The organism is Sphingobacterium chuzhouense, from assembly GCF_014692525.1.
Lineage (GTDB): Bacteria > Bacteroidota > Bacteroidia > Sphingobacteriales > Sphingobacteriaceae > Sphingobacterium > Sphingobacterium chuzhouense.
Genome location: NZ_JACNYL010000001.1, coordinates 895,911 through 917,867, shown reverse-complemented (window position 1 = coordinate 917,867; position 21,957 = coordinate 895,911). Strand labels below are relative to the sequence as shown.

The 21,957-nt window shown below is 40.3% G+C and carries 21 protein-coding genes; 4 read left to right on the top strand and 17 right to left on the bottom strand.

Annotated features, from left to right (window positions below; all coding sequences use genetic code 11):
• Positions 1-13: 13 nt before the first annotated feature.
• The 4 genes from nrdF to H8B21_RS03485 are packed head-to-tail and all read right to left on the bottom strand — an operon-like array spanning position 14 to position 3,789.
• Positions 14-997 carry a class 1b ribonucleoside-diphosphate reductase subunit beta gene (gene nrdF / locus H8B21_RS03500; RefSeq protein ID WP_190312381.1) on the bottom strand — a complete coding sequence of 328 codons (984 nt, stop codon included), beginning with the start codon at positions 995-997 and terminating at the stop codon, positions 14-16.
• 59 nt (positions 998-1,056) lie between these two features.
• A complete protein-coding gene (gene nrdE / locus H8B21_RS03495; RefSeq protein ID WP_190312380.1) occupies positions 1,057-3,162 on the bottom strand; it encodes a class 1b ribonucleoside-diphosphate reductase subunit alpha in 2,106 nt (701 codons plus the stop codon).
• Positions 3,122-3,529: a class Ib ribonucleoside-diphosphate reductase assembly flavoprotein NrdI gene (nrdI, locus tag H8B21_RS03490; protein ID WP_190312379.1), complete on the bottom strand. Its 408-nt coding sequence runs from the start codon at positions 3,527-3,529 to the stop codon at positions 3,122-3,124. The genes nrdE and nrdI overlap by 41 nt, the downstream gene beginning before the upstream one ends.
• Positions 3,530-3,555: 26 nt before the next feature.
• Positions 3,556-3,789, bottom strand: a complete 234-nt coding sequence (locus tag H8B21_RS03485; protein WP_165293451.1) for a glutaredoxin family protein — start codon at positions 3,787-3,789, stop codon at positions 3,556-3,558.
• 526 nt (positions 3,790-4,315) lie between these two features.
• Between H8B21_RS03485 and H8B21_RS03480 the strand changes: the two genes are divergently transcribed.
• From H8B21_RS03480 to H8B21_RS03465, 4 genes are all read left to right on the top strand, one after another.
• Entirely contained in the window at positions 4,316-5,656 is a 1,341-nt protein-coding gene (locus H8B21_RS03480; protein ID WP_190312378.1) for an amidohydrolase family protein, read from the top strand.
• Positions 5,657-5,671: 15 nt separating this feature from the next.
• Complete coding sequence (locus H8B21_RS03475; RefSeq protein ID WP_190312377.1) at positions 5,672-6,277, top strand: ankyrin repeat domain-containing protein; 606 nt, start codon at positions 5,672-5,674, stop codon at positions 6,275-6,277.
• 68 nt (positions 6,278-6,345) lie between these two features.
• On the top strand, positions 6,346-7,203 hold the full coding sequence (locus H8B21_RS03470) for a helix-turn-helix domain-containing protein (RefSeq protein WP_190312376.1): 858 nt from the start codon (positions 6,346-6,348) through the stop codon (positions 7,201-7,203).
• Positions 7,204-7,316: 113 nt separating this feature from the next.
• Positions 7,317-8,858, top strand: a complete 1,542-nt coding sequence (locus tag H8B21_RS03465; RefSeq protein ID WP_190312375.1) for a S41 family peptidase — start codon at positions 7,317-7,319, stop codon at positions 8,856-8,858.
• On the opposite strand, the gene ilvA is transcribed toward H8B21_RS03465, so the two are convergent.
• From ilvA to ilvB, 13 genes are all read right to left on the bottom strand, one after another.
• A complete protein-coding gene (gene ilvA, locus H8B21_RS03460) occupies positions 8,855-10,114 on the bottom strand; it encodes a threonine ammonia-lyase IlvA (protein ID WP_190312374.1) in 1,260 nt (419 codons plus the stop codon). The genes H8B21_RS03465 and ilvA overlap by 4 nt on opposite strands.
• Before the next feature lie 5 nt (positions 10,115-10,119).
• Positions 10,120-10,485: a YraN family protein gene (locus tag H8B21_RS03455; protein ID WP_190312373.1), complete on the bottom strand. Its 366-nt coding sequence runs from the start codon at positions 10,483-10,485 to the stop codon at positions 10,120-10,122.
• 3 nt (positions 10,486-10,488) lie between these two features.
• A complete protein-coding gene (locus H8B21_RS03450) occupies positions 10,489-11,643 on the bottom strand; it encodes a 2-isopropylmalate synthase (RefSeq protein ID WP_190312372.1) in 1,155 nt (384 codons plus the stop codon).
• A gap of 75 nt (positions 11,644-11,718) precedes the next feature.
• Entirely contained in the window at positions 11,719-12,792 is a 1,074-nt protein-coding gene (gene leuB, locus H8B21_RS03445; RefSeq protein WP_190312371.1) for a 3-isopropylmalate dehydrogenase, read from the bottom strand.
• Between the two features lie 14 nt (positions 12,793-12,806).
• The gene (locus H8B21_RS03440; RefSeq protein ID WP_190312370.1) at positions 12,807-14,258 is read right to left on the bottom strand and encodes an ATP-binding cassette domain-containing protein; all 1,452 of its coding nucleotides are present in this window, start codon (positions 14,256-14,258) and stop codon (positions 12,807-12,809) included.
• Between the two features lie 24 nt (positions 14,259-14,282).
• The gene (locus tag H8B21_RS03435; protein ID WP_190312369.1) at positions 14,283-14,855 is read right to left on the bottom strand and encodes a hypothetical protein; all 573 of its coding nucleotides are present in this window, start codon (positions 14,853-14,855) and stop codon (positions 14,283-14,285) included.
• Between the two features lie 10 nt (positions 14,856-14,865).
• Positions 14,866-15,468, bottom strand: coding sequence for a 3-isopropylmalate dehydratase small subunit (gene leuD / locus H8B21_RS03430; RefSeq protein WP_190312368.1), 603 nt, complete (start codon positions 15,466-15,468; stop codon positions 14,866-14,868).
• Positions 15,469-15,648: 180 nt separating this feature from the next.
• Positions 15,649-16,104, bottom strand: a complete 456-nt coding sequence (locus tag H8B21_RS03425; protein WP_223814809.1) for a carboxymuconolactone decarboxylase family protein — start codon at positions 16,102-16,104, stop codon at positions 15,649-15,651.
• Positions 16,091-17,506 carry a 3-isopropylmalate dehydratase large subunit gene (leuC, locus tag H8B21_RS03420; RefSeq protein ID WP_190312367.1) on the bottom strand — a complete coding sequence of 472 codons (1,416 nt, stop codon included), beginning with the start codon at positions 17,504-17,506 and terminating at the stop codon, positions 16,091-16,093. The genes H8B21_RS03425 and leuC overlap by 14 nt, the downstream gene beginning before the upstream one ends.
• An 88-nt stretch (positions 17,507-17,594) precedes the next feature.
• Positions 17,595-19,076 (bottom strand): ketol-acid reductoisomerase, encoded by a 1,482-nt coding sequence (gene ilvC, locus H8B21_RS03415; RefSeq protein ID WP_190312366.1) that lies wholly within the window; start codon positions 19,074-19,076, stop codon positions 17,595-17,597.
• A 37-nt stretch (positions 19,077-19,113) separates the two neighbouring features.
• Positions 19,114-19,581: a DinB family protein gene (locus tag H8B21_RS03410; protein ID WP_190312365.1), complete on the bottom strand. Its 468-nt coding sequence runs from the start codon at positions 19,579-19,581 to the stop codon at positions 19,114-19,116.
• Positions 19,582-19,596: 15 nt separating this feature from the next.
• On the bottom strand, positions 19,597-20,187 hold the full coding sequence (gene ilvN, locus H8B21_RS03405; protein ID WP_190312364.1) for an acetolactate synthase small subunit: 591 nt from the start codon (positions 20,185-20,187) through the stop codon (positions 19,597-19,599).
• A gap of 11 nt (positions 20,188-20,198) precedes the next feature.
• Positions 20,199-21,941 (bottom strand): biosynthetic-type acetolactate synthase large subunit, encoded by a 1,743-nt coding sequence (gene ilvB / locus H8B21_RS03400; RefSeq protein WP_190312363.1) that lies wholly within the window; start codon positions 21,939-21,941, stop codon positions 20,199-20,201.
• Between the last annotated feature and the right edge of the window lie 16 nt (positions 21,942-21,957).

Below are 21,957 nucleotides of genomic sequence, written 5' to 3'. Positions count from 1 at the left end.
TTTGTTAAACTTTTTATACTTCCAGCGAGATTTCCATTTTGAAATCATCATCTTTTAAATGTACAATTTCCATAGCTTTCTCGTAGTTAGTCGATTTTTTTGAAAAGAAATCGTGCTGTGTGGTTTCTGTATTTAATCCATTCAACACAATCGGATTCACTTGTTTAACTTCAAAAATAGGATCGAAGCCGAGATTCATTAGCGCTTTATTTCCGTTATAACGTACATACTCTTTCACCTCTGCAGTTAGACCTACGACAGTATACAATTCTTCGGTGTACTTAATTTCGTTTTCATAGAGGTCATTCAACAAATTCAAGAAACGTGCTTTTACCTCTTCTTTGTTTGGAAGTTTCGCAAATACTTCCTGTGCAATCAGACCTACAAATACACCGTGGATGGATTCATCGGCAATAATCTTCTTGATAATATCTGCAGAAGCAACCATTTGTCCTTGACCGCATAACCAAAGAGGCAGGAAGAAACCCGAATAGAATAAGAAAGATTCTAATAATACGGATGCGCCAAGTGCCATGAAAAGTTCCTCATCAGAGACTTTTTCTTTATCAATAGCACGGTAATATTTATCGATAGTTGCGGCTTTGTACTGCAAGAACTTGTTCTCTTTTACCCAACCGAATACATCATTGATTTCGTTTGTGGTTGATACGGTCGTAAAAATAGTGGAATATGATTTTGCATGTATGGCTTCCATCATACACATATACGACAATACAGCTTTATTCTGCAAAGAGTCGATATGATCGATGATTTTAGGCATACCCGTATGGCTTTGGAGCGTATCTAATAACGTTAGTCCGCCTAATGCTTTCTTATAGCACTCTTTCATATCCCAACTTAATCCTTTCCAGCTATCGATGTCTTTGGAAGGGATATATTCCGTATCAATCCAGAATTGTTTGATATTCTGTTCCCAGAACATCAATACATAATCGTTTTCAGGGGTGTTCCAGTTTACCGCTTTATATTGTTTCATTGTATATCTATTTTTATTTGTGATCAGTAGCTAGTGATCAGTTTCTGTTCTTTAACCAATTATGCTGAACAGGAAATACATTCTTCTACGGTTGATTTACGTGTGCGCGTGTAATACAGCGATTTCAAACCAAGCTTATGCGCGTAGATATAATACTTCGCTAAATCTCTTGTTGTATCCTTCGAATTGGTATGAAGAATCGTGGACACTCCTTGATCGATGTGACGCTGGATAACCGAAATCAACTTCAGTACCTTGAATTGATCCATATCGTATGCCGACTTGAAATAGAAATAATTATCGTTCGTTAAATAAGGCATTGGATAATAAGTGGTACTATCTCCGTACTCACGAACCTCAATAATATCCACTACAGGCATAACCGATGCCGTCGCATTCATGATATAGGAAGTAGATTGGTTCGGTGCAATAGCCAAGCGGTAAGCGTGGTAGATGCCATGCTCTTGTACTTGTGCTTTTAAGTTTTCCCAATCTTGTCTCGTTGGCACGTGAACACCTTCAAACAATTCCTTAACCTTGTCGGTAGTTGGTATATAGTCTTGCGATGTATATTTGTCGAAATAGGTACCGTCTGCATAAGCAGATTTCTCAAAGCCCACGAATGTTTTACCACGCTCTTTGGCAATCTCCATAGATGCTTCCAAAGAGTAGTAATTCATCATCATGAAGAAGGTATTGGCAAAATCTAATGCTTCCGTTGATTCATACATAATGAAGCTTTTAGCGAGATAACCGTGTAGGTTCATAGCACCTAGCCCAACGGAATGTAATTCTCTGTTTGCTTTAGCAATAGATGGAACCATATCGATGTTCGTTACATCCGTGACGACAGTTAACGCACGTGTGGCCGTTTTCACAGCCTCTTTAATACGCTTGTTATCCATTACGGTTGCGATATTGAGTGACCCGAGGTTACAGGATATACCATATCGGATAGTGTCCTCTTTACCATATATCTCGATATCCGAAACTTCGGAAACTTGCATAATCTCTGTACACAAATTAGAGAACTTCACTTGGCCAATCCCGTTTAAGGCATGTACTCTATTGGTGTTCTCTTTGAAGAAGATGTAAGGGTAACCGGACTCCTTCTGAATTTGGGCGATGCGTACTAATAAATGGCGTGCATTGACTTTTTTCTTTTTGACGTTTGGATTGGTAATCAATTCATCATACATCTTATCCATATCCATATCGTCTAGGTATTTGCCATATTCCTGCATGACGGTATGCGGATAAATAAGGTAGCATGGTTCATCTTTTTCGGCCATTTCCATGAATTTATCCGGAACGATGATACCTATAGAAAGTGATTTGATACGCACTTTCTCATCAACATTGATTTTTTTACAATCAAGGAATTCTTCAATGTCGGCGTGAAAGATGTTGAGGTACACTGCTCCCGCACCTGGGCGTTGCCCCAGTTGGTTGGCATAGGAGAACGTATCTTCCATGATTTTCATAATAGGAAGAACACCTCCTGCACGGCCATCCACACCTTTGATAGCTTCTCCGCGAGCCCGAATTTTGGAAATATTAAAGGAAACACCGCCACCGATAGAAGATAGTTTCATGGCAGAGTCGACAGCATAACCAATACCGTTCAAATTATCACCAATCTCATCTAAGAAACAAGATACCAATTCGCCGGAACGTTTTTTTCCAGCGTTCAAGAATGTCGGGGTAGCAGGCTGATATTCTTGATTGATCATGATTTCGGCATACTCGATAGCTTTTTGTATACCCTCTTCTCGAGCAAGGAAAAGTGCTACGGCTACCACACGGTCTTCATAGCGCTCCAAGAATTTTTCTCCCGAGTCATCACGTAATGCGTAGCTCTGGAAGAACTTAAATGCTGCCATGAACGATTGGAACCGGAATTTCTTGGCATGGACATAATTGTATACCTGTTCCATTTCTTCGAAGGTGAACCACTCATAGAAATTGATATAATAATTATGCTCGATTAAATAATCAATCTTTTCTTTCAGCGTATAAAAGAAAACGGTGTTCTTGTTTACGTGTTCCAAGAAATAGGCACGTACAGCTTCTTTGTCTTTATGCAAGCTGTACTCCTCATCATGCTTAATCATGATTTCGTTATTAAGCAATATCCAATTTTTTGCTACCTCGTTTGCTATCATTGTATTGGTGTTTTATAATTTCAATAAATTGATTGATATCTTCCATGGTGCCAGAAAGCTCGAATTTCATGGCGAGTGGGATATCGTAATCTTCTGATACCTTGTCGGCTGCCAACCCAAAGTTTCGGCCCCAGTTTCTATTTCCACTGGAGGTTACGGAATAGATCTTTTCCGCATGGTTATCCATAAACATCTTCGTATTATCCGGCATAGCACCCATCTTGGTCGTATAAGTAATCAGATGTCCGGATTCCTGTATTTCCAGATTTTCTTCAATTTTATGCGCCTGCCATCCGGTTATTTGGATAACTTTGTCGATAAAGCGCTGGACATTTCCAGTTTTTGAATCGTAATATAGATGAACCATATCTCGCTCCGTTAAGGGTGAAACAATTAAAGGGCTATAGACGCCAATTCTTCGGGTTTGAAACCGATGATGCGCTGTTGTACTTCTTCATTGTCGAGTACAAGGACCGTTGGAACCGTTCTGATTTTAAACTTAGCAGCTAAATCAGGTTGGTCGAACGGGTTGATAGTTTCGTATGTGATCCCTCTGTTGTCTAAGAAGGCGGACACTTGTGCGCATGGCGCACAGTCATTTTTTTCGAATTTAATGATTCTTGCCATGTTGTTGTTAAGTTTAAATTTGCGGAGACAGTTAACCATCTCCAAGAAGTTAAAACACGAGACTTGAGGCAGGTCTGCATCTCAAGCATAACAAATATCCAACATTTTAATTCCGAGCGGTAATGATACTTTTCCACATGGTTGACAAACGTGAAGAATAAACGGCGTTCTACGCGTGTTTTTTCGTGTAAAATATTGATTTATAGAATCTGACGTAAATGTTGATAACTTTAAAATCAATTTTGCCGACTAAAATTTACACAAATTTTATATAAAAATTGTATAGGTCATATGGGTAAAAAACTGACTCATTTCTGACGTGTTTTTCATAGTTGCTGAGTCTGAATAAGTTCGGTTTTTCAAACCAATTTTTCTGAAAAAATTAAGAAGGAAAGTATCGAATTTATATTTTGTACTATGATTATATGATTTTATGTTTTTGTTATAAATTATACAAGTATTGTGATGATCCGTATAATCCTATAGGTTGTCTAATCGCTATTTTTGTAAAAATGAAATTTATACCATGAACAGAGACTATGTATCCCGTAAGGATTTTATAAGAAATTCTGCCTTACTATTGGGTGGCTTTATGGCCTCCTCTCAGGGATTTGCAGCGGATGATGTAACAAGTAAAGATATGAAGAAAGAGATTTTACGTGATGGACAACCTTTTTGGCTAAAGAACGTTCGACTGGAAACCGGTTTTAGATATGAGGAAGATGAGGTTGTGGCGACATCTACAGCGTTGTTCTGTATAGAAATTTCCAAAGGAAAAATTAGCACTATTGCACCAAATGATGAGCATAAGCAAGCTATCGATGCGCAGGGTTTATTGATGTTACCCGCTTTTAAGGATATGCATATCCATTTGGATAAAACATTTTATGCTGGCCCTTGGCGAGCTACCCGTAAAAGGCAGGGAGGAGTGAAAGGCATGATTGCATTGGAACAGGAAATTCTACCAGAGCTGTTAAAAACATCTACATATCGTGCTGAAAAACTTATTGAGCTATTACAATCCTGTGGGACGGGTTTTGCCAGAAGCCATGTGAATATTGAACCGACATCGGGGCTTAATTCTTTGAAGAATCTCGAAATAGCACTGGAGAATAAAAAGAGCTTGTTTGGTACTGAATTAGTGGCTTTCCCACAACATGGTCTTTTTTATACTGATTCTGCTAGTCTTATGAAGGAAGCTGCAACGATGAATATTGATTATATAGGAGGCGTTGATCCTTATAGTATTGACGGAAGTATTGAGAAGCCTATCGATTTTATTGTTCAATTGGCATTGGATAATGGAAAGGGCATAGATATACACCTACATGAATCTGGTGATTCCGGCTTAAAAACGGTGGAATATTTAATTGATCGCGTTAATGAAAATCCGGTTTTAAAGGGTAAAACTTTTCTAAGTCATTGCTTTGTGCTTGGCGCTATAGAACCAAAAAAACAGGAAGAACTTGCTGAAAGATTAGGGCAGGCAAAAATTGGTGTAGTGTCGACTATTCCATTTGGGCGATTAATTATGCCTATTCCAACTTTATATAAGCATGGGGTAGATGTCGCTACGGGTAATGATAGTATCGTAGATCACTGGAATACTTTCGGGTCAGGGAGTGTGTTAGAAAAGGCTAATTTGATGGCGCAGCTGTATGGATATAACACGGAATATATGTTGTCGCGTAGCTTAAAGCTTGCCACTCATAATGTGTTGCCACTCGACGATAGCGGGGTACAACAATGGCCCAAGGAAGGAAAAGAAGCAAGTTTTGTGCTTTTAGATGCCAGCTGTTCTGCAGAGGCAGTATCCCGGATATCTCCTGTTAAATCATTGGTGTATAAAGGAAATATGGTATTCTAGGAACAGAAGGAGTATATGGAAATGAAAACACCCCAAAAATCCATTATAGAGGCAGTGGAAGAGAATAAGATAGAGATTGTTGTAAAAGCACTGGAGAGAGGAATAGATGTGAACACCCAGGACGAGAGTGGAAAATCTTTGTTATTGATAGCAACGCAGGCAGATAACATAGAGATGATAGAATTACTTTTACAACATGGTGCAGATGTCAACTTGCAAGATAGCCATCATGACAGTGCCTTTCTGTACGCCGGTGCGGCTGGACAAACGAGTTTCTTGGAGTTATTTTTAAAGCATGGTGCACGTTTTGATGTGTATAACCGTTATAACGGAACGGCGCTTATTCCAGCGTGTGAACGTGGTCATGTAGAAACGGTACGGTTGCTGGCTAATACAAACGGTTTTCCGATAGATCATATAAATCGATTAGGTTGGACAGCATTGATGGAAGCTATAGTGCTTGGCGATGGAAGTGCACGTTACATCGAGATTGTACAAATTTTAGTGGATGCCGGATGCGATACGTTAATTTCGGATAAAGACGGAATCTTTCCACTACAGCATGCCGAACGGTTGGGGTACACGGAAATATTGAAAATACTTCAGATTGCAAAAAATTAGTAAATTGTAGAAAAAACAAATACCTTGGAGAAGGTAGATATATTTTGACCGTTTACGTTTAGGAGAATATGGGGGATCGCAAGGGACAGGAATCTTTTCCTGTTTTGGGAATAAGCCGATATCATGAGGACATCTTTTCGAACAATAGCTTGTTGTTCCACGAATTGCATGGCGAACGGCATATCGATAGACCACATAAACATGATTTTTTTATGATCCTCTTGTTTGAGAAAGCGAGGGGTATGCACAAAATTGATTTTATTGAGCATAGTCTTAGGGACTATCAATTGCATTTGGTGTTTCCAGGGCAAGTGCATCAATGGCATGTTGAGGAGGAAACGGTTGGATATCAACTGATGGTTGATAGATCGTTATTTGAACATATCGTTCCTTCTTTTCGATTTCCACAGACATTTTACCAGAAACATCCTGTATTGCAATTGTCGCCTGAGCAATTTACCACATTGAGATATGAATTTGGACAGATTGGACAAGGCTTACAATGCAGAAATATATGCTGGCCTTTGTTAACTTCCCGTCTGCAAGTAGTATCACTTTTGGTTAGTCTAGTGTTGGAAGATACGTTCCGAGATATCCAAGCTTATAATATAAATCCCATTTTATCGAAATTCTCCATATTAGTGGATCACTGTTTTAGAGAAAGCAGATCGGTAGCTTTTTATGCGGATAAATTATGTATATCAGCGAATTATCTCAATATCCTATGCAAGAAGTATATGTTTATCTCGGCATCCTTTCTCATTCAAGATCGAGTTTTATTAGAAGCTAAAAGGTTACTTAAGGTTTCTGATAGATCAGTTAAAGAAATTGCTTATGAGTTGGGGTTTTATGATCAAGCTAGTTTTTCTAAATTTTTTAAATCAAAAATAGGTGTGATCCCTTCTGCTTTTAGAGAACAGAACTAATACCTAGTGTATCTTTAGGAAATACACCGTCCGTATCATAAATATTCCAATAAATATTTGGGATAAGAAATAACAAAAATAACTGCTATCTTAGTAACCTATAAAAGCAGTTAATGAACCTACAAAAATATTTATTATTGCTCTGCTTGGGTATTTTGTTTGCTTGTAAAAAGGAAATCAAAAGTCCGCCGAATCCTGAGCCGGAAGAACCGACAGAGCAGGAACGTTTAAGAGCAAATATATACGACTATTTTAATAAATATTCGTTGTGGACAGAGAATATCCCGGATCTCGATGAGAAGGGACGGCTGGACTTTGTAAAGAAATATTCTTCTCACCAAGGCCTCTTGACGGCTTTGAAAAATATGACGCCCCAGTATTTTTTTCAACCTTACCAAACTCTAAATATTACTGTTGGGAATCGCTACGACCGTTATTCTTTCTTAGATGAATCTGACACAGAAGGAAATGTAAGCTACGCTGATGGCTTTCGGATGGATACGAATGAAGGTTATGGACTTTATTTCTATTGGGGACAGATACAGGAAAATTCAGAGAATTGGGCTCGTCCTGTCATTTATTTTGTGGAAGGGGGATCTCCTGGACAACAAAAAGGTATAAAACGAGGGCTGACAGTGCAGGCGATAAATGAAAGAGAGAATACCCGGGTGTCGGTAGTATATAGAAATGGGAATTATTATATTGAAGATGAGAACCTGGCACAACAAATACAAAACGAATGGTATGACGCCATGGACAAGCCTGAGTTGAAATTGAAATTGAAGGATTCGGAAGGTTTGATAAATGATTATACCTTGAATCATGCTTCGAGTTATGAAATAGATCCTGTCATCTTAGACTCTATATATACCTATCCAGATAAAAAAATTGGTTACCTGGCTTATTCTTCGTTTGAAGAAGTATGGCCTAGTAGTCATCGAAATTATCAAAAGCTGGAACAGATATTCCAAGCATTTGAGTCCGCGAACATTAACGATTTGATTTTGGATTTAAGGTATAATCCTGGTGGATACGTGGATGCGGCGGAATATCTAGCAAATAAAATTATTGGGAGCTCCGGAGATAAGCAAATGATGTTTTCTTATGAAACAAATGAATATTTGGCTGTTAATAATAACGTGCCTCGTGGTCTGAATTTTGAGCAACTCAACTTCAATCGAAAAAATAATTTGAACTTAGACAAGGTATTTGTGCTAGTCACTGAACAAACCGCTTCGGCGTCTGAATTACTTATTAGTGTTTTAAAACCATATATGAATGTTATCTTGATAGGAGATGAACCGAGAACATATGGAAAACCAGTGGGCTTTTTCGAACAGAAAATTCCTGATAGTGAAGTTTCCTTATGGGCTGCTTCTTTCAAAACCATGAACAATGCACAAACGGAAGAGGATAGAAAATTTCAAAATTATTGGGATGGTCTACCCATAGCAACGACCGAGATTGTGCCCGATCGTATATTTTATGATTTTGGAGATACTAATGAGGATATGATTGCCAAAGCATTAGCATTAGCGGGAATTCCTAGTAGTATGCGTGCTTCGACGCGAAAAAGCGGCTCAGCACCATCTCGTGTGAAACTAGGTATCATCAACAAACCGAGAGAACGGAATATGTTGAAAATAAAGGATTAAACCAAATACTCAAACAACGTCTGATCTTTATTGACCTCGATGAAATCGAATTTATAAGATTTCATTCTTTCGATAAAAGAAATGTAATCTTTGGGATCATTTAGTTCGATACCGATTAATGCGGGGCCTCTTTCGCGTTCTGTTTTCTTAATATATTCGAAACGGGTAATGTCGTCCTTTGGTCCGAGTACTTCTGTTACAAGCAGACGTAACGCGCCCGGACGTTGTGGGAAGCGAACGATAAAGTAATGCTTAAAGCCTTCGTAGAGCAACGACATTTCTTTAATTTCGCTCATGCGATCGATATCATTATTGCCTCCGGATACAATGCAAACAACTTTTTTCCCTTTTATTTCTTCTTTGTGGAAATCTAAGGCCGCAATGGATAATGCTCCTGCGGGTTCTGCCACAATGGCGTCCTTATTGTAAAGCTGTAAAATGGTCGTGCAGATTTTGCCTTCGGGTATCGGCTTCACACTATCAAGTAGCTTACTGCTAATCTCGTACGTTAGTGTACCTATTTTTTTCACAGCAGCCCCGTCCACAAATTTATTGATGTGTTCCAGTTCTATCGGACCGTTATTCCGCATAGCGGCAATCATGGACGGTGCCCCTTCTGGTTCTACACCGTACAGTTTCACATGAGGAGCATATTTTTTCATGTGATAGCTCAACCCCGACGATAGTCCACCACCTCCTATAGGGATAATGACAGCATCTACTTCAGGAAGATCTTCCAATATTTCTACAGCGACCGTACCTTGCCCTTCGATTATTTTTTCGTCGTCGAAAGGAGGAATGAACGTCATGTTGTGTTCTTTTGTGTATTCTAATGCTGCTTTCTGGCAGTCGTCGAAGGTATCGCCGGTTAATACGATTTCAATATTGCCGTTGCCCCACATCTCGGTTTGTGTAATTTTTTGACGTGGGGTAGGACCTGGCATAAAAATAACACCCTTGATATCTAGTTTTTTACAGGAAAGAGCGACACCCTGTGCGTGGTTACCTGCACTGGCGCAGGTAACGCCCCGACGTTTTTCGTCTTCAGATAGACTGACGATTTTATTGTAAGCACCACGTAGCTTATAGGAACGGACAACCTGCAGGTCTTCCCGTTTTAAGTATACCTCCGCATCATATTTTTCGGAAAGGTGTATGTTGTACTGCAAAGGTGTACGGTTCACAACACCTTTTATGCGTTCTGCCGCTTGCAATGAATCTATCCGCCAGTGGTCGGACAAGTTGTTTAAGGTCATAGTGTTTAAGAATAACTGCCCCAAAAAGCGTCTTTAACGAGTGAAATATCTTTTTTGCCGTTACGGCTATAAATAGAAACAATATCAAATCTGATATCGCCCTGATGGTTGATTCGTTTTAAAAAAACACCTGCGGCTTTGATGAGGCTTTTCTGCTTTTTTAAATCAACAAACTGAAACGGCTCACCATATGCGGTTGAACTGCGACTTTTTACTTCTACAAAAGCCAGTATATCACCCTCTTTAGCAATGATGTCTATTTCCCACCATTTATATCGCCAATTTAATTGTAGAATTTGGTAGCCTTGAGTACGTAGAAATTCTTGTGCTTCCCATTCCCCCTGCTTTCCAAATTCTAAATGTTTGGCCATGTTTTATTTTAACAAGGTATGCAGATCCTCGTCGTTGATGTCTTTTTTTGCATCTGCCATGATAAGGAACTTCTCATAAATTACAGCAAGGTTATCTTTGTCCAACTGATAACCCAAACGCTCCAAATGGTGTTTCAATGCATGCCGGCCAGAACGAGCAGTCAGGATAATATCGGCTTCTACTAAGCCTACATCTTCCGGACGGATAATCTCGTAATTTTCACGATGCTTTAAGAAACCATCCTGATGGATTCCAGAACTGTGTGCAAAGGCATTTTTCCCAACAATAGCCTTGTTTGGTTGCACAGGCATGCGCATCATGGAACTTACCTTACGGGAAATGTGCGTGAACATCTTGCTGTTGAGGTTGGAGGTTAGGCCTGGAAATTGACTTGCATGTACTTGCATAATCATCGCAACTTCTTCCAGCGAGGTATTTCCTGCACGTTCACCAATACCATTGATAGTACACTCGACTTGACGAGCTCCGTTTTGAACAGCGGCAATGGAATTGGCTGTGGCTAATCCTAAATCATTATGGCAATGTGCAGAGATGATAGCTTCATCGATGTTTTTTACATTTTCTTTTAAGTATTTGATTTTTGCACCGTATTGATCTGGTAAGCAATAGCCGTTGGTATCGGGGATGTTGACAACGGTAGCTCCTGCCGCAATGACAGCTTCTACCATTTTGGCTAAATAGGCTAAATCTGCCCGGCCAGCGTCTTCTGCATAAAATTCAACATCTTCTACATAAGATTTGGCATGTTTTACTGCAGCAACCGCACGTTCCAGGATTTCCTCACGTGTAGAATTGAATTTGTATTGAATATGCATATCCGACGAGCCGATTCCGGTGTGGATACGTGGACGTTTGGCATACTTCAACGCATCAGCGGCAACATCAATGTCGTTTTTGTTTGCACGCGTAAGTGCACAAATGATAACATTGTCCACCGCTTTCGATAATTCGACAACCGATTGGAAATCCCCTGGACTCGATACGGGAAATCCGGCTTCGATGATGTCAACACCTAAAAGCTCTAAATCTTTGGCAATATCTATTTTTTCTGAAGTCGTTAACTGACAGCCAGGAACCTGTTCACCATCGCGTAAGGTCGTATCGAAAATATATAAATGATTAGGATCGTGTAACATAGTCTTAAATTTATCTAAAGATGATTCGCCAACTGGCGGATCGGTTAAAAACCTAAAATTAAAAAATCTTTTTCCTTATCTCAAATATTCCAATACTTTGGCGCCCATCTCGTTTGTGCCTAATATCTGCGTAGCAGGTGTTTCTGCATTGGCGATATCACCTGTCCGCCAACCTGCTTTTAGGGTGTCCGCAACAGCTTGGGTTACCGCTTTGGCTTCTTCTTGTAAGCCGAATGCAATATCGAGCATTAATGCGGCGGATAGAATAGATGCTAATGGATTTGCCTTGTTTTGCCCCGCAATATCATGTGCGGATCCGTGAATCGGTTCGAAAAATCCTGTTCCATCACCAATAGATGCCGACGCTAACATACCCATAGAACCTGCAATTTGAGAAGCCTCGTCTGTCAGGATATCTCCGAACAGGTTGGCCGTCAATACGACATCGAATTTTTTAGGATTCTTCACTAATTGCATAGCGGCGTTGTCGATAAACATGTGTTCCGTTTCAACATCCGGATATTCGCGTGCTATTTCTTGCACAACATCTCGCCATAAGCGGGACGTCTCCAATACGTTTGCTTTATCAACGGAGCACAGCTTTTTATTACGTGTACGAGCCGCATCATAAGCTTTACGTGCAATGCGTTCTACTTCATAACGGTGGTAATTCATTAAATCCGAAGCAAAAGTATTGTCTTCACTGCGTATTTTTTCTCCAAAATATACATCTCCAGTCAACTCGCGGAAAAATAAAATATCTGTTCCGCGTAAGACTTCCGGCTTTAGACTGGAAGCTTCTAACAACTCGTCAAATAACAATATAGGGCGCAGGTTCGCGTACAAACCTAGCTCTTTACGTATTTTTAATAAACCCTGTTCGGGTCTTACTTTCGCCGATGGATCATTATCGTATTTCGCATGTCCGATAGCACCGAATAGGATCGCGTCTGATGTTTTCGCTTTTTCTAGCGTTTCATCGGGTAGCGGATTACCTGTTGCTTCAATAGCCGTATGCCCCATAATGGCTTCATCGAAGCTAAACTCATGACCATATTTTGCTGCTACTGTTTCTAATACTTGTTTTCCCCATGTCGTTACTTCTTGTCCAATACCATCTCCGGGGATGATTAAAATATTTTTGTTCATGTGTATATAATTATTTATATCGTTACTTCCTCTACCACCTCACCTTTTTCCAAAATAAGTTTATGTTCTATGCAAGACGGTAATTGTGATTCATAATGACCGACGTAAATTAGTGTATTGCCATGCGCACACAGCTCGTCTACCACGGCGTTGAAATGTGTGGTTTGTGCGATATCCAGTCCTTGACAAGGCTCATCCAGTATCAGCAGTGGCGGATTTTTGATGATGGTTCTTGCCAAAAGAGCCAAGCGCTGTTTTCCTAACGGAAGCGTATGAAGCAATTGGTTTTTATAGGGCAATAAATCAAAGAAATCTAATAGCTGCTCCATACGTTTTTTTTCTTCGTACTTTACGTCCATAAACCAACCGATGCTATCGTAAAAACCCGATGCCACCGTATGCCATACGGTGGCATTCCGATCAAAATACCAGTGCATCTCCGGTGAGATGATACCCACTTTTTCCTTAATATCCCAAATACTTTCACCTGAACCGCGTTTGGCTCCGAATAACCATATATCTGCAGCATAAGCTTGGGGATGATCTCCATTTAATAAGCTCAACAAAGTGGATTTACCAGAGCCATTTGGTCCTTGTAACAACCATTTTTCACCTGCTTTTACCCTCCAGTTTATATTTTTTAATACGACTTTATCTCCGTAGCGAACAGAAACATTTTTCAGCTCAACCATGGTTTGACTCGTGCTTTCCGGCTCCTTTTGTAAGAAATAGGGGAGAGGTTTCTTTTCGCGGATAGCATCTTTTGAAAAATCGTTTGCCTGTTCTACCACATGGAGCTGACCGTCTTTGATTTCAGCAAAACGATTGATGCAAGAAGGGAGTTGTGTATCATTTGTGATTAAAATTAATGTTGTCCCCTTACGGGTAACTTCATTGAAAATATCCAAAAGATTGGCTCTCGATTGTTTGTCTAGTCCTGTAAAGGGTTCGTCAATGATTAAAAGCTGTGGATTAAGCCAAAGAGCCTGTACCAATTGCAGTTTTTTATGCTCGCCACTAGATAGCTCGATTAGCTGTGTATCCTTACAGTTTTCGAAACCCAGTGCATACAAAATTGGCTCGGCATCTGCATAGCGAAGGTTGTTCTTCCGACCGAAATGTAAAAGGTCGGCGTAGACAGTAAGCGTATCGTTTTTCTGAAATTTATTATAGCGTTGTTGATAATAAAAGTTGCGGTCTCCCTCCAAGTTTGTAAACTGATACCAGTTGGAGACATAATAAGCACGCGGCGGACATGCGCTATGTTCATCAAAATGAAAGGTAATCTCTCCCGTAGCTTTCTCCTCTCCTACGATAGCTTTGGCTAAAGAAGTTTTCCCTGTTCCGCTTTTTCCACCAATAACCCAATTTTCGCCTTGTATAATTGCCCACGAAAAATTATCTAATACAGCTTTATTACTGTATTGGACTGTCAGGTTTTCGATATTTAAAACGTTAAGATTCAAAAGTTGAAATATTATGTTTTATGCTTAATCCCAAGCAACGTCTACGCCTTTAAATTTATAGTTTAAGCGTGATTTTAAAGGATTGCTGAAAGCCTCAATCCGTAATAAACTAATGGTTGGAATTTTTTCTGAACAATTTTCAAATTTCATTAGAAATGCATACGGAATATCTTTTTCTAAATCTTCTATGGCCATTAGACGCTTTGTAGGATCATTTGCTCTTACTATATTAAATTGCTGATCAATGATGTTGCCGTTAGGATCAACAAATTGCTGCTCATGATAAAATTGAAACCTTTTTTCAGTATCACCGTGATAGATGACTAACCCTTTAATCGAAATTGTTTTTTCCGAAGAATTACCCTTGACTTCGGTCAGTTTTATCGTTACGCTATCTTGTGTGATTTCAAGCTCACTATTACGCAGATCGAGTGCATCTTTGAAATAAGCTACCTTTTCCTTTTCATCGGCTAGTTGCCTCTTGAGACTTGTAATTTCACTTTGCAATTGCTCCAGAGAATTCGTTTGTGCAAACCCTATCCGGCATATTAATGACAGAGCAATAAAAAATAGTAATGTGATCCTTTGATTCTTCATGTTAACGATTTTATTGATAATATGAAAAATGTCTTGTTTGTTCAAATTTTTCGATGTCTACTTTGTGGCTCAAGATGTAGTCGATATCATCATAGCCATTGATTAAACAAGATTTTTTATACGGGTTGATTTCAAACTCAAAACTGTCTCCCGTAGCGTTGATCGTTACTGTTTGTGCCTCCAAATCAACGGTTAGGTTGGTATTTGGATCTGCAAAAACGACGTCAAATATTTTCTCTAAGAAACTATCGGACACTGTAATAGGCAATACACCATTGTTTAACGCATTGCCTTTGAAAATATCAGCAAAGAATGAACTGATGACGACGTCAAAGCCATAATCTTGGATAGCCCATGCCGCATGTTCGCGGGAAGAACCACAACCAAAGTTTTTACCAGCTACTAACATTTTGCCGCTGTAGTTAGGGTTGTTCATCACAAAGTCTGCTTTCGGTTGTCCGTCACTATCGTAACGCCAGTCGCGAAACAAATTGTCGCCAAAACCCTCTCTTGTGGTTGCTTTTAAAAAGCGCGCAGGGATAATTTGGTCGGTGTCGATATTTTCAATCGGTAAGGGTACTATCCTTGATGTTAATTTTTCAAATTTTTTCATTCGAATAATTATCTATGAGTGTTAAATCTCGATTGTATAGATGAGCTCATTACACTCGGTTTGTTTTTTAATGACAATGAAGCTTGCATAAATTATTCATTGTCTTCTGTATAGGGCAATTTATGCAGGTTTCATCTTAATAAATGTTCTTTAAGGTGATGAAGCTATCAGATTTCAAAGTTATATCTCAGGAAAACGTCCGGTTGTTATTCCAACTCTATTCCAGGCGTTCATCGCGATGATAGCCATCATTACCTCTGTAAAATACTGTTGACCTAAAATCTCCAAAGCTTGGTCATATACATCATCCGGTACACCTTGTTGATGGATAAGGGTGATACAATCACACAACGCTAGGATTGCACGCTCCTCTGTAGAAAAGCAAGGAACTTCATGCCACACCGACAAAAGATGTATACGTCTATGGTCTTCACCATATTGTATAGCATCCTGAATGTGTTTATCGATACAATAAGAGCAGCCATTAATTTGGGACACTCTGATTTTAATCAATTCGGCGTGGATTTTAGAAATGGAAGTTTGTGCAAGGTATTCTTCAAAACGAAGCATCGTTTGAAAAGCCTTTTTGTCCACATCTCCCAAAAGCTTGCGGTTGGATGGTTTAAACAACATCATATTCCGCCAATAATTCCCTCACGTCCACAATCTTTCCGCTGACAGCAGCCGCAGCAGCGGTAAGTGGACTGGCAAGCATGGTACGTGCATTCGGACCCTGCCGACCTTCGAAATTTCTGTTAGAAGTCGAAACACAATATTTTCCCGCCGGGATTTTATCCTCATTCATACCCAAGCAAGCCGAACAACCTGGTTCGCGAAGCATAAAACCCGCTTCCTCAAATATTTTGTCTATACCTTCTTCTTTAGCTTGCGCTTCTACCTGTTTAGAGCCCGGAACAATCCACACCTCTACATGTTCTGCTTTTTTCTTGCCTTGTACAAAAGAAGCAACAGCCCGTAAATCCTCGATACGGGAGTTGGTACAAGAACCGATAAAAACATAGTCTACAGGATGCCCTAATAATGTTTCATTATCACGGAAGCCCATATAATCCAATGCTTTTTTATAGGATGGGCGTTCTGATTCAGGTTGATCTACAGTTGCCGGAATGGCTTCCGAAATACCGATTCCCATTCCCGGATTGGTTCCATAGGTAATCATAGGCTGAATGTCAGCAGCATCAAATTTCAATACCGCATCGAATTGCGCATCTTCGTCTGAATACAATGTCTGCCAATAAGCAAGGGCCTTATCCCACTCTTCGCCTTTCGGGGCAAATTCCCGACCATGAACATAGTCAAATGTCGTTTGATCTGGAGCGATGAGTCCACCACGGGCACCCATTTCTATACTCATGTTACAGACCGTCATCCGGCCTTCCATACTTAATGAACGAATGGCTGAACCGGCAAATTCTACGAAATATCCCGTTCCACCCGCAGCGGTTGTTTTAGAGATGATATATAAAACAATATCTTTCGCACCAACGCCTTTTGCCAACTCACCGTTAACTTCGATTTTCATCGTTTTTGGCTTTTGTTGCAATAAACATTGTGTAGCAAATACCTGCTCTACCTGCGAAGTTCCAATTCCAAACGCAATAGCGCCGAAAGCACCATGTGTAGAGGTATGGCTATCTCCACATACCATTGTTTTCCCCGGCTGGGTAATACCTAACTCTGGTCCGATAACGTGAACGATACCTTGATAGGGGTGTCCCAAGCCATAAAGCTCAATACCAAACTCCTTACAATTTTTGGTCAACATATCCACTTGGTAACGTGAAAGTTCTTCTTGGATTGGAAGATGTTGATTGAGTGTAGGCACGTTGTGATCCGCGGTAGCTACCGTTTGATTCGGACGAAAAACGGGTATTCCTCGTTTCCGCAATCCGTCAAATGCTTGAGGCGAAGTTACCTCATGAATCAAATGCGTATCTATATATAAAATATCTGGGAAGCCCTCTTGGCGCTTGACAACGTGCGCATCCCAAATCTTCTCTACTAATGTTTTTCCCATTTCTCTCTTTTTTGTAATATAGTTACAAAGTTACGAGATAGACCGCTATTCCCGTAACCTTGTAACCCATTATCACCTTATAACGCTCTTAAACAGTTTTGATAGCCTTCATCGCTGTCATTGCTTTACGTAATCTAACACCCACGGTTTCTACAGGATGGCTGCGTAAAATTTCGTTAACTTGTACCAGCTGAACGTTGTCAACGGAGCCGTCTTTTCCTTCGTTGAAGTTTTTGCCAACTAAATCAGTGTCTACTTTTGTCATGAAATCAGTCAATAGCGGTTTACATGCTTGATCGAATAAGTAACAACCATATTCAGCTGTGTCTGAAATGACACGGTTCATTTCGAATAATTTTTTACGCGCAATGGTGTTGGCAATCAAAGGTGTTTCATGCAACGATTCATAATAAGCAGATTCTGGTTTAATACCTGCTTCCACCATGGTTTCGAATGCTAATTCTACACCTGCTCTGACGAAAGCAACCATTAACAAATAATTGTCAAAATATTCCTGTTCGTTGATTTTTACATCACCGGCAGGCGTTTTTTCAAAAGCCGTTTCACCTGTTTCTGCTCTCCATTTTAATAGATTGGCATCTCCGTTTGCCCAATCTTCCATCATCGTTTTACTAAATTCGCCCGACATGATATCGTCTTGGTGTTTTTGGAATAACGGACGCATAATGTCTTTCAATTCTTCCGATACTTGGAAAGCTTTGATTTTTGCTTGGTTGGACAAGCGATCCATCATGCCGCTCACGCCACCATGTTTCAAGGCTTCTGTAATGACTTCCACGCCATATTGTACTAATTTCGAAGCGTAGCCTGGGTCAATACCTTTTTCTACCATTTTATCAAAAGATAGAATCGAGCCGGTTTGCAATAACCCACAAAGGATGGTTTGCTCACCCATCAAGTCGGATTTCACTTCAGCGACAAACGAAGACTTCAATACACCCGCACGGTGTCCGCCTGTACCTACACAATATGCTTTTGCGTAAGGCCATCCCTTGCCTTCTGGATCATTTTCCGGGTGTACCGCAATTAAAGTAGGAACACCGAATCCTCTTAAATATTCTGCACGGACTTCAGAACCCGGACATTTAGGCGCTACCATGAGAACTGTAATGTCTTTACGTATCTGCATACCTTCTTCCACAATGTTAAACCCGTGTGAATAGGATAGGGCAGCTCCTTGTTTCATCAATGGCTGAACAGCATTGATAACCGATGTATGTTGTTTATCAGGTGTGAGGTTGATTACTAAATCTGCTGACGGAATCAATTCTTCGTAAGTTCCTACGTTGAAGTTGTTGTCCGTGGCATTTTTCCAAGAATCTCTTTTTTGTTCAATAGCTTCCTTACGTAATGCATAGGAAACGTCCAATCCACTGTCTCTAAGGTTTAAACCTTGGTTCAAGCCTTGAGCACCACATCCTACGATGACGATTTTTTTACCTTTTAAAGCGCTAACACCATCCGAAAATTCATTTGAATCCATAAATTCAGCATGTCCCAATTGGTTTAATTGTTCTCTAAGAGGTAATGTGTTAAAATAATTTGCCATTGTTTTTGTTGTTATAATACGTTTGTTTTTGATTGATTTATTTTTTAATTGTTCTCCGCTGGGCTATAGCATAACCGAAATGCGTGTTATCATGGCCTACCGTGGTGACCAAAACCTCTTCGATGCTGTTTATGAGCACACCGAAGGTGGAGGTATCAAAAGGAGCGATTTTTTCGAATGTTCCTTTCTGGTAATCTTCCTGTATTTTTTGAATAGTAGAAATAGCTAGCTGCTTAAGTTCGGCGACTTCTTCCGCCGAGACGAAGTATTCCGGTTTTGAACCTTTTTTATATGCTTCGATATACTTGACGAAAGATGTATCGGAAGTGATGCCTGTCCGTACATAGCATAGCGTTTGTGTACTCACGACGATGTGCCCGAAATTCCAGATAATATTGTTATTAAAACCCGCTGGAATTTGATTGAGTTCATCTAAAGTAAGTTCGTCCAGTAAGCGGATAAAAGCGTTACGGCTATCTATAATAAATTTAAATATTTCTGTCATTTTTTTCTCCGCACTTTACATAGTAAAAACACTGTCCTGCTGATCAAGGTATTCATTTTCTACGGTATCTGGTGACGGCTCCTCACGCTCAAATTGTTTGATTTTTGTATGGAAGCCAGCACTGTCCTTGATGATGGCAATACGCGCACCTCGTACAAATTCAATGAGTCCGTATTCACCTAAGGCATTTGTCAGACGGTCGATTTCTTCACGATGCCCTGCGGTTTCAAACACGGTGTAATCATGCCGGATAACGACGGCAGAGGCACCATACTCCCGAAGCAGCCGTTCTACAGATGCCTTTTCGGCAATGACTTCTGTCGGAACTTTGTAAAGGGCCTGCTCTTGCCAGATTAACTCTTCGTCCGTATTGTAATAGGCTTTCAGAACTTCTACTTGTTTTTCGATCTGCCGACATAGTTTACGGACCACATCTTCACTTTCATTAATTAAAATTGTGAAGCGGTGGATGCCTTCTACCTCTGATGGTGAGGTGTTCAAGCTTTCTACATTGATTTTTCTTCTGGAAAAGATACCAGAGATGCGTCCTATCATACCAATAGAGTTCTCTGTATATAACGTGATAGTATATTCTTGTTTTTCCATTGTTTGCTTTTTTACTTTAAACGTATTTCCGATACAGATGCACCTTGCGGAACCATAGGGAAGACATTATTTTCCTTGCCGACCATAACCTCCAGTAAATAAGACCCATCATGGTCAAGCATAGTCTTCAACGCTGTATGTAGATCTTTACGTTCGGAAATTTTATTCCCTTCAATATGATACCCTTTCGCTACCGCTACAAAATCTGGACTCGTTATGTTGACAAAAGAGTAACGCTTATCGTTAAATAACTGTTGCCATTGACGTACCATACCTAAAAACTCATTGTTAAGGATGAGGATTTTGACTTTTGCACCGAATTGCATGATCGTCCCCAATTCTTGGATGGTCATCTGGATTCCGCCGTCGCCGATGATTGCAACGACGTCGCGCTCGGGGGCTCCGTACCATGCACCAATAGCCGCAGGTAACCCAAAGCCCATGGTCCCCAATCCTCCGGAAGTGACATTCGACTTCGATTTATTGAATTTTGCATAACGGCAAGTAACCATTTGGTGTTGCCCTACATCTGTTACGATAACGGCGTCGCCCCCAGTTAATTCATTCAAAACCTTGATTACTTCTCCCATTGTCATGATATCTGACGTGGGGTTCAATTCATCTTGGATGACTTCTTTAACTTCCTTTTTCTCTAATTCGCGGAATTCCGCTAGCCAAGCGCTATGATCATGCCGTTCGATCAGCTGCGTTAACATAGGCAGGGTTTCCTTGCAATCGCCCCACACAGGTACGGTAGTTGCTACATTTTTGTCGATTTCAGCTGGATCAATATCCAGGTGGACGACTTTTGCCTGCTTGGCATATTTATCCAACCGACCGGTTACACGATCGTCAAAACGCATCCCAACGGCAATTAATACATCACATTCATTAGTCATGACGTTGGGCGCATAGTTCCCGTGCATGCCGAGCATACCAACATGCAATGGATGATCCGTTTCCAATGCACTTAAACCCATTACGGTTGTTGCAGCTGGAAAACCGCCCTTTTCGATAAAGTCTTTGAGATCCTGCTCCGCTTTACCTAAAATGATACCTTGTCCGAACAGCACAAAAGGTTTTTTTGCGTTGTTAATAAGCGCCGCGGCTTGTTCGATATATTCCTTGCGCACAATAGGCTTAGGACGGTAGCTACGAACATGGTCACATTTTTCATAGCCTTTGTAATCAAACAATTGTATTTGTGCGTTTTTCGTAATATCAATTAAAACGGGGCCTGGTCGTCCGGTTTGTGCTATATAAAATGCCTTTGCCAACACGCTCGGAATTTCCGTCGCATCGGTAACTTGATAATTCCACTTAGTGACCGGTGTCGTGATATTGATGACGTCTGTTTCCTGGAAAGCATCTGTCCCTAACAATGAAGCAAATACTTGTCCCGTAATGCATACGATAGGATTACTGTCGATCATCGCGTCTGCTAATCCAGTTACCAAATTGGTTGCTCCAGGCCCACTGGTCGCAAATGCGACACCAACGCGTCCAGACGTGCGGGCATAGCCTTGCGCAGCATGGATTCCGCCCTGTTCATGGCGAACCAAGATATGGTTTAATCTGTCATTATAATCGTATAATGCATCGTATATAGGCATAATCGCCCCCCCTGGATAACCAAATAGGGTATCTACTCCTTCTTGAATCAAAGCTTCCAATACAGCTTGAGACCCACTTAATTGGGTTTTAGGCGCTGTAGACTCTTGTGGCTTTGATCGTGTTTTTTCCAGTGTACTCATTTTTTTAATATTAGAG

What these genes read in the sequence shown, in the direction of transcription:
- ilvC (WP_190312366.1), bottom strand. Translation starts at nt 19,076, where the DNA reads ATGGCAAATTATTTTAACACATTACCTCTTAGAGAACAATTAAACCAA.
- leuB (WP_190312371.1), bottom strand. Translation starts at nt 12,792, where the DNA reads ATGAACAAAAATATTTTAATCATCCCCGGAGATGGTATTGGACAAGAA.
- H8B21_RS03450 (WP_190312372.1), bottom strand. Translation starts at nt 11,643, where the DNA reads ATGTTACACGATCCTAATCATTTATATATTTTCGATACGACCTTACGC.
- H8B21_RS03475 (WP_190312377.1), top strand. Translation starts at nt 5,672, where the DNA reads ATGGAAATGAAAACACCCCAAAAATCCATTATAGAGGCAGTGGAAGAG.
- H8B21_RS03470 (WP_190312376.1), top strand. Translation starts at nt 6,346, where the DNA reads ATGGGGGATCGCAAGGGACAGGAATCTTTTCCTGTTTTGGGAATAAGC.
- H8B21_RS03465 (WP_190312375.1), top strand. Translation starts at nt 7,317, where the DNA reads ATGAACCTACAAAAATATTTATTATTGCTCTGCTTGGGTATTTTGTTT.
- leuD (WP_190312368.1), bottom strand. Translation starts at nt 15,468, where the DNA reads ATGAAAAAATTTGAAAAATTAACATCAAGGATAGTACCCTTACCGATT.
- ilvA (WP_190312374.1), bottom strand. Translation starts at nt 10,114, where the DNA reads ATGACCTTAAACAACTTGTCCGACCACTGGCGGATAGATTCATTGCAA.
- H8B21_RS03410 (WP_190312365.1), bottom strand. Translation starts at nt 19,581, where the DNA reads ATGACAGAAATATTTAAATTTATTATAGATAGCCGTAACGCTTTTATC.
- H8B21_RS03455 (WP_190312373.1), bottom strand. Translation starts at nt 10,485, where the DNA reads ATGGCCAAACATTTAGAATTTGGAAAGCAGGGGGAATGGGAAGCACAA.
- H8B21_RS03435 (WP_190312369.1), bottom strand. Translation starts at nt 14,855, where the DNA reads ATGAAGAATCAAAGGATCACATTACTATTTTTTATTGCTCTGTCATTA.
- H8B21_RS03480 (WP_190312378.1), top strand. Translation starts at nt 4,316, where the DNA reads ATGAACAGAGACTATGTATCCCGTAAGGATTTTATAAGAAATTCTGCC.
- H8B21_RS03425 (WP_223814809.1), bottom strand. Translation starts at nt 16,104, where the DNA reads ATGATGTTGTTTAAACCATCCAACCGCAAGCTTTTGGGAGATGTGGAC.
- ilvB (WP_190312363.1), bottom strand. Translation starts at nt 21,941, where the DNA reads ATGAGTACACTGGAAAAAACACGATCAAAGCCACAAGAGTCTACAGCG.
- leuC (WP_190312367.1), bottom strand. Translation starts at nt 17,506, where the DNA reads ATGGGAAAAACATTAGTAGAGAAGATTTGGGATGCGCACGTTGTCAAG.
- nrdF (WP_190312381.1), bottom strand. Translation starts at nt 997, where the DNA reads ATGAAACAATATAAAGCGGTAAACTGGAACACCCCTGAAAACGATTAT.
- H8B21_RS03485 (WP_165293451.1), bottom strand. Translation starts at nt 3,789, where the DNA reads ATGGCAAGAATCATTAAATTCGAAAAAAATGACTGTGCGCCATGCGCA.
- ilvN (WP_190312364.1), bottom strand. Translation starts at nt 20,187, where the DNA reads ATGGAAAAACAAGAATATACTATCACGTTATATACAGAGAACTCTATT.
- nrdI (WP_190312379.1), bottom strand. Translation starts at nt 3,529, where the DNA reads ATGGTTCATCTATATTACGATTCAAAAACTGGAAATGTCCAGCGCTTT.
- nrdE (WP_190312380.1), bottom strand. Translation starts at nt 3,162, where the DNA reads ATGATAGCAAACGAGGTAGCAAAAAATTGGATATTGCTTAATAACGAA.